This is a genomic window from Ruegeria sp. AL2, from assembly GCF_056540845.1.
In genome coordinates, this window is record NZ_JBQFXM010000005.1 from 50,772 (window position 1) to 65,773 (window position 15,002).

Here is a 15,002-nt window from a genome sequence, read left to right on the forward strand (position 1 = left end):
CAACATTTCCAAACTAGCACAGAAACATAGTAAAGTCCGAATGGGTTCGAACCGGGCATTCTCTGTTAATCTCATGGGGGTCCGCTGAGCGGACAATGCAGCCGTTTGATCTATCGCTATTGGGCGGCTCGAAACATCGGAAACAGGGGTGGGGCTTGGTCGGCTTTGATTAGACCCATCTCTTGAAAACCATAGCGCTTATACAGCGATAGATTTGTAGGGTTTGTCGACTCTAAGTAAGCAGGTCTTCCATCTTCGTCACAGCGTTTGAGGCAGCATTCAAGCAAGGCGGACCCCAACCCTTTTCCTTGGCGAAATGGATCGACCGCAATAAAAGCTAAATGCCAGCAGTCCTCATCCGGATGATAATTGTCCATCTGCCCAAAGGTTTCGAACAACGCATTATGCTTTTCTGGTGAGACCGTCTGCTCAAAACAGGCGACAAGCCGTTCTTCATCGGGGTAAATGCCTGGCGGAAGCCAAAGTGCGCCAGCGGTGAAATCATCGTTTCGAAACGCGCTGCCCTGTTCAAATGCACGCCCTCCAAAGAAGTCCATTACTCGCGGGAAGTGGGTAAGGAAATCGGCAGGTTCAGGATACAGCCAACGCATGAATGGGTCCGCAGAAAATCCAAGAGCAAGTCCGCTTAACAAACTTTCTGCTTCACTTCGGGTTGATGATCTAAACATGGAATTACCTTTGGTCGTTCCACCTCGATTTTTAAGTTTTAGCATGAGGGCCGCAAACACTTGTTGTCAAATGCGCAATTTATTTTCCTGCTTAAGCAACGAAGGATGACTGCTCCGGGCTCGAACCTGACATTGAAGTGCCGGTGATCGTGGAGTCACTGGCACATGGTTGCCTTTCACTGCGCGGGATGTGTCGGCAGGTTCGGCATCGCCACCCAGCCCGGCAGTTCATCCGGCGCGACCGAGACATGCAGGCGTTCTGACTGATCCCGCCCGACCTTGCGGTGTTTGCGCAGCAGAAAGATCTTGCCCCAACCGCGCCAGGTTCCAACCGATTGCGCATGGGCATCCGTCGGGAAACGGGTGCGCCAGCCTTCGGGCATCGGCAGCCCGTGCATCTCGGCCTTGTCCAGCATCCAGATCAACGAGATATTGCTGAGCGGCCGGGCCTCTTCATAGCCGTTCAGCTGGCCGCCGATATCGCCATGGGTGCCACGGAACCAGACCTGTTCCACATGGCCATTGAACTCGGGCTTGCATCGCCACAGAACCGGCTCGAACACCTCGCGCGTTTCGTCGAGGGCCAGCGCGTGATAACCATGGAGCGTTGCCGGGCCCAGCTGGTGGTTGTGAAAGGCATGACGATCCTCGGCCCAGCGCCACAGCAGCGGCAGGCGCAGGCCCAGCGCCTTGACCGTGTCCCAGACACCGACCATCTCGATCTTGACGTTGTCATGGCAGAACTTGCGGCGGAAATCGCGGGCGGCGGTGCCGCTTACATTGCATTCATAATGGCGGTAGGCTTGCAGGATGTTCCGCTCGGTCGCGTGTTCGGCCTTGAGCAGGCCGATCATATCGATCACCCCGGCCAAGCTGCGCACGCCGTAGGCGCCACGGGAATAGCCGATGAAGTAAATCCGGTCACCGGGCTTATAGCGCGACGCCAGATAGCCATAGGCGCGGCGAATCTGGCGGTTGATGCCCCGGCCCATCATCACGTCCATGGTGGATTTCCAGCTTTCCCACTGCACGCCCGCCTCGTAGAACACCGACACCTTGCTGCCCATTTCGCAGCACAGGCGATAGGTCTGACCGGCATGGGTTTCGAACCCCGGTTCGAGGGTGGACATGGTGCCATCTAGGATAATGACGTGGCTGATCGGCTCGCGGTGCCGCGTTTCGGCGGAGTGCTCGGACCGTAAGGGCCGCCCGAGCCATCCCAGAACCTTCCTACTTAGCCGCGACAGATTCATGCGTCAGCAATTCCCAAACCTTGTGAGGTGTGAAAGGCATATCCGCCTGCCGCACCCCGTGATCCCAGAGCGCGTCCTGAACCGCGTTTGCCACAGCGGCCAGAGCGCCCACCGTGCCGGCCTCGCCGCATCCTTTCATCCCCATCGGGTTGGAAGTTGACGGCACCGGCGCCGAGGTAAACTTTATCATGGGTACGTCCACCGCGCGGGGCAAGGCGTAATCCATAAACGATGCCGTGAGCAGTTGTCCGTGATCATCATGCACCACATGCTCCGACAGCGCCTGCCCGATGCCCTGAACCACCCCGCCATGCACCTGCCCTTCGGCCAGCATCGGGTTGATAAGATTTCCGAAATCATCAACCACGGTGTAGCGGTCCACACGGGTTTCGCCGGTGACGGAATCGATCACGACCTCGGCAACATGCGCGCCATTGGGATAGCTGCGGGCATCCAGTTGCGCGCGGGACTCATGCGTCAGCAAGTCCAAGCGCCCGTCGGCGCGCGCCATAGCCGCGGCTTCGGTCAGGGTCGGCGTCAGGTTCGAGCCCGGCGCGCGGAATGTTTCATGGTCAAATCGCACATCACTGTCCTCGACCCCCATCTTATCGGCCAGATAAGGCGTGAATGCGGCGATCATCTTGTCAATGGTGGCGAGGGTCGCGGTACTTTGCACCGTCACCGAGCGCGAGCCACCGGTTCCGCCGCCATGGCCAAGCCGGTCGGTATCGCCCTGAATGACGGTGATCCTGTCCATCGGGACGCCAGTCTGATCGGACAGGAACTGGGCATAAACCGTCTCGTGCCCCTGCCCGTTCGATTGTGTGCCGACATAAAGGTTCACCGTGCCATCCGCGCAAAACTCGACCTTCGAGTTCTCGGAAGGGTCCCCCAAAATACTTTCGATATAGTAACAAAGACCCTGCCCCCGGATCAGACCGCGTTCGGCATCGGCGGCCTTGCGGGCTTCGAACCCACTGGTCTGGCTGGCCGCGCGGCGCAGGACCATGTCGAAATCGCCGACATCATAGGTTTCACCCGTGGCAGAGGTGTAGGGGAAATCGCCGGGTCTGATGAAGTTTTTGCGACGCAACTCCCACGGGTCAAGGCCCAGTTCGCGTGCGGCGCGGTCCATCACGCGTTCCAGCACATAGATCGCCTCGGGACGTCCGGCACCGCGATAGGCGTCGACCTGTGTTGTCGTTGTATAGAACCCCTCGACCCGGAGATAGGTGGTCTGAACGTCATAGACCCCCATCAGCACCTTGCTGAACAGGCTTGTCTGGATCGCCTGCGCGAAATGACTGTTATAGGCACCAAGGTTGACTTTGCTGTGGACGCGGTAGGCGGTGATCCGGTGGTCGGCATCAAAGGCCAGCTCGGCCAGAGAGGTCAGATCGCGGCCGTGGTGATCGGACAGCATTGCCTCGGACCGGTCAGACATCCAGTGCACGGGTTGACCCAGTTTCATCGCGGCCACGGCCACGCAGAAATATTCGGGATATGGCATCACCTTCATGCCGAACCCGCCCCCCACATCCGGGGTGGTGACACGGATCGCATCCGCATCGAGTTTCAGCTTTTGCGCCAGTTGTGCCTTCATCGCCCAGACACCCTGCCCGCCATAGGAAAAGTGCAGACGCCCGCCAGACCAATCGGCCTGACAGCCCCGCGGCTCGAGCGAGCTGATGATGACGCGGTTGTCGTGCACGTTCAGCGAGACGGTATGGGCGGCGGCCTGAAAGGCGGCTTTGGTCGCGGCTTCATCACCCAAGCCCCAGTCAAACGCGCGATTGTCCGGCGCTTGCGGGTGCAGGGCCTCACCCCCCGCGTTCACGTCCAGCTTGGCAGCGCGTTCCCGGATATCTATCCAGATCAGCTCGACCGCGTCCTGCGCCTGCGCCAGCGTATCAGCGATGACAACGGCCACGGGTTCGCCCACAAAGCGCACCCGGTCCCTTGCCAGCATGTGCCGATCCGGCGCGGCAGAGCCGGTTCCGTCGCGGTTGGTCAAGGTTGCGGCATTCATCACTGTATCGATGCCCGAGGCTGCAAGATCGTCCAGTGTCATGACCAGCCGCACCCCGTCGGCATCCCGCGCAGCCTCAAGATCCAGCGCGGTGATATCGCCATGGGCCACAGGGCTGCGGAAGAAAGCGGCAAACAACGCATTGCCGGGCACGACATCGTCCATATAGCGCCCCTGCCCGGTCAGGAACCTCTGATCCTCGGTCCGTTTGACCGGCTGGCTTCTGCCGAATTTTTCCATGGGATGCTCCTGTCACTGCCTTGATGGCGACACTAGCCCTGCGTTCGCTTATGTCCAGCGCCTTGCATGAAAGCGTGTGGCGACACCGATGTCGTAAACAGGATTGCAGGAGCCGCAGAGGGATTCGTAGGCTGTTTGAAAATGCAGCCTGCCGGAGGTCCTCCATGCCCGAACCCATTTCCCTGTCACAGGGCCGTCTGGACGCCCCATCGATCGACGCGTATTGGCAAGACGGGTTTGCCTTTCCCATCACAGTCTTTTCGCCGGATGAGACCGCACAGTTTCGGGCCGAGCTGGAGCAGATCGAGAAGACATGGCGTGTGGCCGACCTTCCGCTGCCGCTGAACATGTACAAGCGCCTGAACGCCCATGTGGTGATGCCGCTGGTCGCCCGTATCGCACTGGACCCCAGAGTTCTGGACGTCGTCGAAGGAATACTGGGGCCGGACTTGCTGCTGTGGTCTGCGGAACTGTTCATCAAAGAGCCACGCACGACTCAGGTGGTGGGAATGCATCAGGACCTGACCTATTGGGGGATGGGCGAAACACCGGATCAGATGACCGCATGGATCGCATTGTCGCCTGCCACAATTGCAAGCGGCTGCATGGACTTTGTCAGGGGCAGCCACAAAAACCCGATCCTGCCCCATAACGACACGTTTTCAGACAACAACCTGCTGTCGCGCGGGCAGGAGGTGGCTGTCGATGTGGCAGACGAGGACAAAACGCATATCGAATTGCAGCCGGGTCAAATGTCGCTGCACCATGGCCTCACAATCCATGGCTCGGGACCCAATATGTCGGACGATCGGCGGATCGGGCTGGCAATCCGGTATCTGAACCCGAACGCACAGCAAAAAGTGGCGGACCGCGATTACGCGGTCTTGGCGCGGGGCGAAGACCGGGTGGGCAATTTCATCCTCATCGAACCACCGACCGAATTGTTTTCGCCGCCAGCCTTGGCGCTTCATGCCCGCATTCGAGAGGATCAGGCCAAGGCGATGACACAAGGCGCGGCGCAAAGCACGCACCTGTACGGAAACGAGGCGACCGGCACGGGGTGACATCGGCAATCGTCGCCGCGCAGGGCCTTCCCCTTCCCGTCTCCATTCGCTATTGCAGGCGCTGACCCGAATTTGTTGACGCAGGACGCATCCCATGGCGATGGAAAAGACATTCAACGCGGCCGAGGCCGAGGCCCGTATCTATGAGGCCTGGGAACAGGCCGGAGCCTTCAAGGCAGGCGCGAACCGTTCGCGTGATGAGAGCTTTTGCATCATGCTGCCACCGCCCAACGTGACCGGCGCGCTGCATGTGGGACATGCCTTTAACCATACACTGATGGATATTCTGATCCGCTGGCACCGGATGCGCGGGTTCGACACTCTGTGGCAACCTGGTCAGGACCACGCCGGCATCGCCACGCAGATGCAGGTTGAAAAGAAACTGATGGCCGAAGAGGGCAAGAAGCGCACCGACTACGCGCGCGAGGAGTTTCTGGCCAAGGTCTGGGATTGGAAGGGGCAATACGGCCGCAAGATTATCGAACAGATGACGCGGTTGGGGAATTCCTGCGACTGGTCGCGCAATGCCTTTACCATGGCGGGCGCGCCAGGTGACCCACGCACCGGGCACGAAAACTCACCCAACTTCCATGATGCTGTTATCAAGGTCTTTGTCGACATGTACGAAAAGGGCCTGATCTATCGCGGCAAGCGACTGGTCAATTGGGACCCGCATTTCGAGACGGCGATTTCGGACCTTGAGGTCGAGAATATTGAAACGCCGGGCTACATGTGGCACTTCAAGTACCCCTTGGCGGGCGGCGAGACATATGAGTATTTGGAAAAAGATGAAGATGGGAATGTGATCTTTCGCGAAGAACGGGATTATATCTCGATCGCGACGACCCGCCCGGAAACCATGCTGGGCGACGGTGCTGTGGCCGTGCATCCGTCGGATGAGCGCTACGCGCCCATCGTCGGCAAACTGTGCGAAATCCCGGTTGGCCCGAAAGAGCATCGCCGCCAGATCCCGATCATCACCGATGAGTATCCCGATCCCGATTTCGGCTCGGGCGCGGTGAAGATCACCGGCGCGCATGACTTCAACGACAACATGGTGGCCAAGCGCGGCGGCATTCCGATGTACCGCCTGATGGACACCAAGGGCGCGATGCGGGCTGATGGCGCGCCTTACGCCGAAGAGGCGGGCAAGGCGCAGGAATACGCGCGTGGCAAGCCGTTCACCGAGAATGAGATCGACGCGATCAACCTGATCCCGGATCACCTGCGCGGACTGGACCGGTTCGAGGCGCGCGCGAAGGTGGTCGAGGAAATCACTGCTGACGGTCTGGCCGTGATGACCCGCGCGGATGATCCGCGTCTGGGCACCAAACTGGGCGAGGATGACGACCCGGCGGCACTCGTCCCGCTGGTCGAGAGCAAGCCGATCATGCAGCCCTTTGGCGACCGCTCGAAAGTTGTCATCGAGCCGATGTTCACCGATCAGTGGTTCGTCGACGCCGAAAAGGTCGTCGGCCCCGCGCTGGACGCGGTCAGGGACGGCACGGTCAAGATCATCCCCGAGTCGGGCGAGAAAACCTATTACCACTGGCTGGAGAACATCGAGCCCTGGTGCATCTCGCGCCAACTGTGGTGGGGGCATCAGATTCCGGTTTGGTATGGGCCAAAAAAAGACCCGAGCCAGAAGTCCTTCGGTGTCGACTACGACAGCACGGAATTGGTACCGTTCTGCGCAGCTACTTTCGAAGAAGCTCAGAATGCAGCTCGTGACTATTACGGTGTTTCGCACGTAGCCGAACATGTCGATGGAAACGACATGTTTGACGATGCTGTGGAAACGGCTGTGCTTAGAGGCAACGGCGACTTTGTCATCATTCGCCGCGATCCCGACGTCCTCGACACCTGGTTCTCCTCCGGCCTCTGGCCCATCGGCACGCTGGGCTGGCCCGAGGATACCGACGAGATGCGCCGCTATTTCCCGACCAGCGTTTTGGTCACCGGCGCGGATATCCTGTTCTTCTGGGTCGCCCGGATGATGATGATGCAGCTGGCCGTGGTGAACGAGGTTCCGTTCCACACCGTCTACCTGCACTCGCTCGTCCGCGACGAGAAAGGCAAGAAGATGTCCAAGACCACCGGCAACGTCATTGACCCGCTTGAAATCGTGGACGAATTCGGCGCCGACGCGCTGCGGTTCACCAACGCCTCGATGGCGGCGATTGGCGGCGTGCTGAAGCTGTCGCGCGAACGCATCACCGGCTATCGCAACTTCGGCACCAAGCTGTGGAACGCCGTCCGCTTTGCCGAGATGAACGAGGTCTTTACCGACGCCGTGCCGCAACTGGACGTTAGCGAGTTGAAGCCCAAAGCCGCCGTCAACCGTTGGATCATCGGCGAAACCGCCCGCGTGCGGGCCGAGGTCGACGCGGCGCTGGAAAGCTATCGCTTCAACGATGCGGCGAACGGGCTATATGCCTTTGTCTGGGGCAAGGTCTGCGACTGGTACGTGGAACTGTCGAAACCTCTGTTACAGGGCGACGACGCCGAGGCTCAGACCGAGACCCGCGCCACCATGCGCTGGGTTCTGGATCAGTGCATGGTCCTGCTGCACCCGATCATGCCCTTCATCACCGAAGAGCTGTGGGGCCTGACCGGCAATCGCGCCAAATTGGTCGTCCACGCCGACTGGCCGACCTACGGCACGGAACTGGTCGACGCCGATGCGGATCGTGAGATGAACTGGGTGATCTCGGTAATCGAAAACACCCGCTCGGCCCGTGCGCAGATGCGGGTACCTGCCGGTCTCTACGTGCCGATGCTGGTGACCGAGATCGACGCCAACGGCCAAGCCGCGTGGGACCGCAACGAGGCGCTGATCAAACGTCTGGCACGCATCGACAGCCTGACTAAGGCGGACGCGCTGCCCAAGGGCACCATCTCGATTGCCGCCCCCGGAGCCTCCTTCGGCCTGCCGTTGGCGGATATCATCGACATCGGCGCGGAAAAGGAGCGGCTGGAGAAAGCCAAGGGCAAGCTGGCCAAGGAACTGGGTGGCTTGCGCGGGCGTCTGAACAACCCCAAATTCGTGGCCTCGGCCCCGGACGAGGTGGTCGAGGAAGCCAAAGCCAACCTCGCCGCCCGCGAGGAAGAAGAAGCCAAGCTGAACGAGGCGCTGGCCCGTCTGGCCGAGATCGCCTGATCTTCACCTTTTCAAAATACTCATACCCCAAACCCCGCCGCTGATCCGGCGGGGTTTTCTTTTGCGCGTTCAGACCTTGCCCGCCCCTGCCGCCGCTTGTTAGCAATCACCAACCCCAACCGCCCGAGGCTGTCATGACCCAGTTTGCCCCACCGCTCCAGACAGTCTCGACCGGGCTGGTTGTCGCCATTGTCGGGTTCTTCAGTTCCTTTCCTATCGTGTTGCAGGGGCTGGCCGCGATGGACGCGTCTCCGGCGCAGGCGGCCTCGGGTCTGATGATGGCGGCCATCGCAATGGGACTGACCGCCATTGTGCTGAGCCTGTGGTACCGGCAACCGATCAGCGTCGCTTGGTCGACACCGGGGGCGGCGCTGCTGGCGGTGTCCGCGACTCCGGCGCTGGGGTTTTCCGAGGCAACGGGCGCGTTCCTGTGTGCAGGGGCGCTGACGGTTCTGGCCGGGCTCTGGCGGCCATTGGGGCGGCTAGCGGCCGCCATTCCGACGACTCTGGCACAGGCCATGCTGGGGGGCGTTCTGCTGCCGCTTTGCATTCTGCCCTTTCAGGCCGCAGTCGAATTGCCCGAGCAAGCCCTGCCGGTGATCCTGACATGGTTCATCGCGGGCCGGATCAACCGGCTGTTCGCCGTTCCGGCGGCCGTTGCCGCCGCCGCGCTGGTTGTGGTGCTGAACGCAGGCGACACCTCGGTGACCCCGGCGCGATGGCTGGCGGCACCGGTCTGGACCATGCCCGGTTTCTCGCTGGCCTCGACCATCGGAATCGCCATCCCGCTGTTTATCGTCACGATGGCGACCCAGAATATTCCCGGCATCGCGGTGATGCGCAGCTTTGGCTATACCCCGGCGCCGGGCAGGCTGTTTTCATCCGTGGGTGGGGCAAGCCTGTTATCGGCTCCGTTTGGTGCGCCTGCCACCTGCCTTGCGGCGATCACGGCTGCGATGTGTTCCAACGAGGACAGCCACCCCGATCCCGCGCAACGGTACTGGTCGGCCATCATGGGTGGGGTGTTCTATGGTGTATTCGGCATCTTTGCCGTGGCGATTACCGGCTTTGCATCCCATGCCGATCCGCTGTTGATGGGGACATTGACCGGTGTCGCCCTGATCGGCGTGCTGGCCAATTCGATTTTCGCAGCACTTGAGGTTCCGGCCGAGCGTGAGGCCGCGATGCTGACCTTTGCGATCACCGCATCGGGTATCTCGGTCTTTGGGCTGGGCGCCGCGGTCTGGGGGTTGCTGGTCGGTGGGCTGGCCCATCTGGTGAGCAACAGAATCCGGTAGCCGCTTTCGCATCCCGCCCTTGCCGGGATTAATCGCCCCTTGGTTGGTTCGGCAGAACGTAAGGCCGTGATGACGGAAAACGCCGATTTTGAGATGCGTTACAACATGGCCCGCGATGCTCGGCGGCTTTCATGCGGTGATCACTTGAACTCGGGCTTGCGGCCCTGCATCTGCGCCATCACGACCTCCATCTGATGCGGCTTGCCGATCAGCTCAACCTGCTCGGCGGATTCCGCCTTGAGAACATCCGCGCGGGGCTGGGTTTCGGCCACTTCGATCAGCCGCTTGGCGGCACGGATGGCCGAGGGGCTTTGACCGGCGATGTTCTCGGCAATGGCCAGAGCTTCGGTCAGCGGATCATCTGAAAGCTGCGTGACCAGCCCCCAATCCATCGCCTGCTGCGCACCGATGGGCCGGGCCGTGTAGGTCAGCAGACGCAGAACGTCCGAACGCACAAGCCGGGGCAACAGAACCATGCCACCCATATCGGGGATGATACCCCATTTCATCTCCATCACCGCCAGTTTCGCCTCAGGGTGCGCGATACGGATATCCGCGCCCAGCGCAATTTGCAGGCCACCACCATAGGCGACGCCCTGAATGGCGCAGATCACCGGCACCGGTACGCGACGCCAGATCAGGGCCAGCTCCTGCATCTCGTTGGCATCCTCATGGCTGCGGGTCATCAGCCATTCGGTGGGATCCATATGGGCCATCTTTGCAAAGCTCGCCATGTCGAGCCCAGCGCAGAAGCTTTTCCCCTCGCCCGACAAAACCACGGCGCGGGCGTCCGAGGCGGCGACCTCTTGCCCGGCAGAGAGCAATGCCTTGACCATCGCGTCATCCAGCGCATTCATCTTGTCACCTCTGGTCAGGGTGACATGGGCAACATGGTCTTGATAGGTGACGGATACACGTGACATGGGGGACCTCCCGAAATTCAGTTGCGGCGACCATGCCCGGACGGGACGCCGAATTCCACTGCGACGTCAGGGCAGATCGCTGACAGGCATCCGCCCGAACCAGGGGGAATCGAGCGTCATGACATAGAACTGATCGCCCACGATCCGGCCCCCTGTCGTGATGCCAATACGGCCTTGAGGGTCTTGAAGCGTGCGCAGGATCGTGCCTTCACCATCAAACTTCACCAGCATACCCCGATGGATCGGTGCCGGGCGTACAGCCGGACCCAGCCGCCAGACCACCTTGCGCAGGAAGGGGTACGGCATCAGTGCCTCGGACGGGACACGCGGGCTGGCGAAGGCCATCCAGTAGGTGCCATCACCTTGTGCTTCGAGATTGTCGGGATAGCCGGGCAGGTTGTGCAGCAAGACCTCTTGCTGACCGGCTTTGGGCCCGCTGAGCCACAGCTTGTGTACCCGTGCGCGACCGGTCTCGGCGATCAGCAGGAAATCTGCGTCAGGTGAGAGCGCAATGCCATTGGTATAGACGAACCCAGTGGCAATCTTTTCGGTGCGGCCATCGGGTGTGTGACGGGCGACATAGCCTGTATCGGATTGTTCCCAGATGGTCAGGACCGAAGTCGGCTTGGTCCCGCCCATGGTTTCGGGATCGAACCGGTCGGAAGAGTTCGAAAAATAGATCGTGCCGTCCTGCGCCACGTCCAGTTGGTTTGCATAGACCACGGGCGCACCGTCGATATCGGCCACCACGGATTCAAGCTTGCCCGGCCCAGTCCAGCGCATCACGCCGCGAAAGCTGTCGGCAATGTAAAGCGCGCCATCCGGTCCGGCCCTGAGACCCAGAGGACGCCCACCGAGTTGGTCGGCCACAACAGGGTCGGCCCCGTCAATGCGATAGAGCGTGCCAGACCGGCTGGTCGTATAGACCGCGCCGTCGGGCAGGATGGCGATGTCTTCGGGGCCGGTTTCCCCATCGGGCAAGTGGATCAGCTGCGCGGCGTCCAGCACGGTGTTCTCGGCGAAATCCCCTGTGAAACCGGCATCTTCCGGCATCTCAACGGCGACGGGGATAACGGGAACGGGCCAGAACAGAAGATAGGCAAGGCCCAGAAGAACAATGGCAGACAGTATGCGCATTTGCGCTCCTTACTTGTGTTTCAATACGTTCTGACGCGCGGGATGATGTGCGCGCTTGCCCGAAGCTCGGGCTTGGGGTTATCTGCAGGCATGACAGGACCACGATACACCCCGCTTGCCCAATCCCTGCCCGCCACCGTGCCCTTTGTGGGCCCCGAAACGCAAGAGCGTCAGCGCGGCGCGGCGTTCATTGCCCGTCTTGGCGCCAACGAGAGCGTGTTTGGCCCCTCGCCCCACGCGATCCGGGCCATGGAGCAGGCCGCGTCTGATATCTGGATGTATGGTGATCCCGAGAACCACGATCTGCGCCATGCTTTGGCCGAGTATCATGGGGTAACCTCCGAAAATATCGTTGTGGGCGAAGGGATTGACGGGCTTCTGGGTTATCTTGTGCGTCTGATTGTAGGGCCCGGGGATGCGGTTGTGACCTCGGACGGGGCGTATCCCACCTTTAATTATCATGTCGCCGGGTTCGGTGGCGTTTTGCACAAGGTTCCCTATGCCGGGGATCACGAAGACCCGGCGGCCCTGTTTGCGAAGGCGGCCGAGGTGGGTGCAAAGCTGGTCTATCTGGCCAATCCGGACAATCCGATGGGCAGCTGGCATTCCGGCGCGGATATCGTGGCGGCAATGGACGCCCTGCCCGACGGGTGCCTGCTGATTCTGGATGAGGCTTATGTGGAATGCGCGCCAGTTGGGACAGCGGCACCCGTCAGCGCAGACGACCCTCGCGTGATCCGGATGCGGACATTTTCCAAGGTCTATGGCATGGCGGGCGCACGGGTTGGCTATGCCATGGGAGCGCCCGACCTGATTGCAGCCTTCAACAAGGTGCGCAATCATTTCGGCATGAACCGCGCGGCGCAGGCCGGGGCGCTGGCCGCGTTGCAGGATGGTGCGTGGCTGGAGCACATTCAGGCACAGATCGCAGAGGCGCGTGAGCGGATAGGAACGATTGCCCGCGAGAACGGATTGGAGCCGCTGCCCTCGGCCACCAATTTCGTGACGATTGATTGCGGGCGGGATGGGGATTTTGCCCGAGCGGTTCTGGAGGCTCTGGTTGCGCGGGGCCTGTTTGTCCGGATGCCGTTTGCAACGCCCCAGAACAGGTGCATCCGGATAAGCTGTGGTGAAACAGCAGATCTGGATGCTTTCGCGGCCGCCTTGCCCAAGGCACTCGCGGAAGTGCGGGCAAAGACGGACTAGCGCTGGTCTGTCTTGCCATCGGGTCAAAGGGGGGCTGTCTGCCCCCATCGCGCAAAGCGCGATTCCCCCCGAGGATATTTTTGGCCAGATGAAGGGGCGGATCAGCGCTGTTCGTCTGAGGCGTGTCAGGCGGCCAGGACGGCAGCGGCGGCCTCGAGCGCGCCTTTGCCACGGGGGACGTCAAGCGCGACCATGGCCGTTTCCATACCGCCCAGCATCGCCATCACCATTTGCCCGTTGACATGGCCCATATGCCCGAGGCGGAAACAGCTGTCGTAATCCTCCATCCCGAGGCCAATGCCCAGTGTCAGGCCCAGCTGATGTTCAGCGAACGCGCGCAGGGCCGTGCCGCGCCCCCCGTTCAGGCGCAGGGCAGTGACGGCGTGACTGCGGTAGGCGCGGTCGGCAACGTTCAGATGCAGCGCGCCGCCTTCGGCCCATGTTTCGCAGGCCGCCCAGATGGCAGTAGCCAGACGTTCATGGCGGGCCCAGACCTGTTCGATCCCTTCCGCATGGATCAGGTCGAGCGCGGCGCGCAGACCATAGAGGTGATGCGTCGGCGCGGTACCGTCGAAATACTGGTAGAACAGTTCAGGGTTAGCGCGCGGCTGCCAGTCCCAATATCGTGACACACGCGGCATGGCGGCCCGCTTGGCCTGTGCTTTGTCGTTGAAAAAGACGAAGCCTGTGCCTGCGGGGGTCATCAGGCCTTTCTGGCAGGCGGTGACCGTGACATCGACGCCCCATTCATCCATCTCGAACCGGTCGCATCCCAGCGAGGCGATGCAATCGGCCATCAACAGCGCCGGGTGGTCCAGATCGTTGAGCAGTTTGCGCAGTGCCGGGATATCGTTGCGGATCGAGCTTGATGTGTCCACATGAACCGCGAGAACGGCCTTGATCTGGTGGCTTTTATCCGCGCGCAAAGCGTCGGCAATTCGGTCGAGATCCCAGGCGGATGAGGTGCCGAAATCGATCAGCTGCACCTTTGCCCCGATGCCTTCGGCCATCTCGGCCCAGCCATGGGTGAACCGGCCCGAGGCAGGAGCCAGAACGGTTTCGCCGGGGGCGATCACGTTTGACAGAGCGGCCTCCCACGTGCCGTGACCATTGGCAATATAGATGGCAACGTCATGGCCTGTGCGTGCAACCCGACGCAGGTCACGGGTCAGGGCGGGCATCATGTCGATGAGCGCGCCATCGTAGATATTGGGCGACGGACGATGCATCGCCTGCAGGACCGCGTCCGGCATCACCGACGGGCCCGGGATTGCCAAATAAGTTCGCCCCTGAGAGAGGGCAGATGTCTGTGTCATGGGGTCAACCTGTCTGAGTTGACGCCCACATTACCGAGGGGCTTCGCGGCGTCAATCCGCCAGCTTCGACGCCTCGCGCGCAAGTGTTTCGATCCCGGCCCAGTCACCGCTTTCGACCATCTGCTTGGGCGCGACCCAGCTGCCACCGGCGCAGACCACGTTGGACAGGGACAGGTAGTCGCGGGCGTTGGACATCGACACCCCGCCTGTCGGGCAAAAGCTGATCTGCGGCAGGGGCGCGCCGATTGCCTTGAGTGCGGGCGCGCCGCCCGAGGCCTCGGCCGGGAAGAATTTCAGCATGTCATAGCCTTTTTCCAGCAATGCCATCGCTTCGCTGGCCGTGGCCGCACCGGGCAGCAACGGCAGGCCCTCGGCCTCGCACGCCGCAAGGAGCGCGTCGGTTGCGCCCGGAGAGACGCCAAACTGCGCGCCCGCCTCTTTAGCGGCGCGGACGTCTTCGGGTGTGACCAGCGTACCTGCGCCGACCACGCCGCCGGGCACCTTGGCCATCGCGCGGATCGCGTCGAGCGCGGCGGGCGTGCGCAAGGTGACCTCGAGCGCTGGCAGACCGCCGGCGACCAATGCCTCGGCCAGCGGGCGGGCCTGCGCGACGTCATCGACGACCAGAACCGGAACGATCGGGGCCAGTGCGCAGATTTCACGGGTGCGTTGGGATTTGGACATGAG

The 15,002-nt window shown here is 61.5% G+C and carries 11 protein-coding genes; 4 read left to right on the forward strand and 7 right to left on the reverse strand.

Translation table 11 applies throughout. From position 1 onward, the window contains the following. Window positions 1–116 precede the first annotated feature (116 nt). The 3 genes from ACR0ID_RS09015 to ACR0ID_RS09025 form a co-directional block, all read right to left on the reverse strand. The gene (locus ACR0ID_RS09015; protein ID WP_480518910.1) at window positions 117–734 is read right to left on the reverse strand and encodes a GNAT family N-acetyltransferase; all 618 of its coding nucleotides are present in this window, start codon (window positions 732–734) and stop codon (window positions 117–119) included. 131 nt (window positions 735–865) lie between these two features. Continuing rightward, window positions 866–1,942 (reverse strand): DUF2235 domain-containing protein, encoded by a 1,077-nt coding sequence (locus ACR0ID_RS09020; protein WP_209505670.1) that lies wholly within the window; start codon window positions 1,940–1,942, stop codon window positions 866–868. Then, window positions 1,920–4,211: a xanthine dehydrogenase family protein molybdopterin-binding subunit gene (locus ACR0ID_RS09025; RefSeq protein ID WP_480604950.1), complete on the reverse strand. Its 2,292-nt coding sequence runs from the start codon at window positions 4,209–4,211 to the stop codon at window positions 1,920–1,922. Before ACR0ID_RS09025 ends, ACR0ID_RS09020 begins: the two co-directional genes overlap by 23 nt. Window positions 4,212–4,375: 164 nt before the next feature. Here ACR0ID_RS09025 and ACR0ID_RS09030 point away from each other — a divergent pair, with 164 nt between their 5' ends. The 3 genes from ACR0ID_RS09030 to ACR0ID_RS09040 all read left to right on the forward strand — a co-directional run bounded on the left by ACR0ID_RS09030 (window position 4,376) and on the right by ACR0ID_RS09040 (window position 9,733). Then, window positions 4,376–5,275, forward strand: coding sequence for a phytanoyl-CoA dioxygenase family protein (locus tag ACR0ID_RS09030; protein ID WP_480518906.1), 900 nt, complete (start codon window positions 4,376–4,378; stop codon window positions 5,273–5,275). A 94-nt stretch (window positions 5,276–5,369) separates the two neighbouring features. Continuing rightward, window positions 5,370–8,435 (forward strand): valine--tRNA ligase, encoded by a 3,066-nt coding sequence (locus tag ACR0ID_RS09035; protein ID WP_480604953.1) that lies wholly within the window; start codon window positions 5,370–5,372, stop codon window positions 8,433–8,435. Between the two features lie 134 nt (window positions 8,436–8,569). Next, window positions 8,570–9,733 (forward strand): benzoate/H(+) symporter BenE family transporter, encoded by a 1,164-nt coding sequence (locus ACR0ID_RS09040; protein WP_480604955.1) that lies wholly within the window; start codon window positions 8,570–8,572, stop codon window positions 9,731–9,733. Window positions 9,734–9,873: 140 nt separating this feature from the next. Here the strand turns inward: ACR0ID_RS09040 and ACR0ID_RS09045 are convergent, their stop codons facing one another. Both ACR0ID_RS09045 and ACR0ID_RS09050 read right to left on the reverse strand, forming a co-directional pair. Continuing rightward, a complete protein-coding gene (locus ACR0ID_RS09045) occupies window positions 9,874–10,656 on the reverse strand; it encodes a crotonase/enoyl-CoA hydratase family protein (protein ID WP_209505660.1) in 783 nt (260 codons plus the stop codon). A 66-nt stretch (window positions 10,657–10,722) separates the two neighbouring features. Beyond that, window positions 10,723–11,793 (reverse strand): SMP-30/gluconolactonase/LRE family protein, encoded by a 1,071-nt coding sequence (locus ACR0ID_RS09050; protein ID WP_480604956.1) that lies wholly within the window; start codon window positions 11,791–11,793, stop codon window positions 10,723–10,725. Window positions 11,794–11,883: 90 nt separating this feature from the next. Between ACR0ID_RS09050 and ACR0ID_RS09055 the strand changes: the two genes are divergently transcribed. Further along, on the forward strand, window positions 11,884–12,999 hold the full coding sequence (locus tag ACR0ID_RS09055) for a pyridoxal phosphate-dependent aminotransferase (protein WP_480604958.1): 1,116 nt from the start codon (window positions 11,884–11,886) through the stop codon (window positions 12,997–12,999). 125 nt (window positions 13,000–13,124) lie between these two features. On the opposite strand, the gene ACR0ID_RS09060 is transcribed toward ACR0ID_RS09055, so the two are convergent. Together ACR0ID_RS09060 and ACR0ID_RS09065 are read right to left on the reverse strand one after the other, a co-directional pair. Further along, complete coding sequence (locus tag ACR0ID_RS09060; RefSeq protein ID WP_480604960.1) at window positions 13,125–14,315, reverse strand: pyridoxal-phosphate-dependent aminotransferase family protein; 1,191 nt, start codon at window positions 14,313–14,315, stop codon at window positions 13,125–13,127. A gap of 51 nt (window positions 14,316–14,366) precedes the next feature. Continuing rightward, window positions 14,367–14,999, reverse strand: coding sequence for a bifunctional 4-hydroxy-2-oxoglutarate aldolase/2-dehydro-3-deoxy-phosphogluconate aldolase (locus tag ACR0ID_RS09065; RefSeq protein WP_480554448.1), 633 nt, complete (start codon window positions 14,997–14,999; stop codon window positions 14,367–14,369). Window positions 15,000–15,002: the final 3 nt, after the last annotated feature.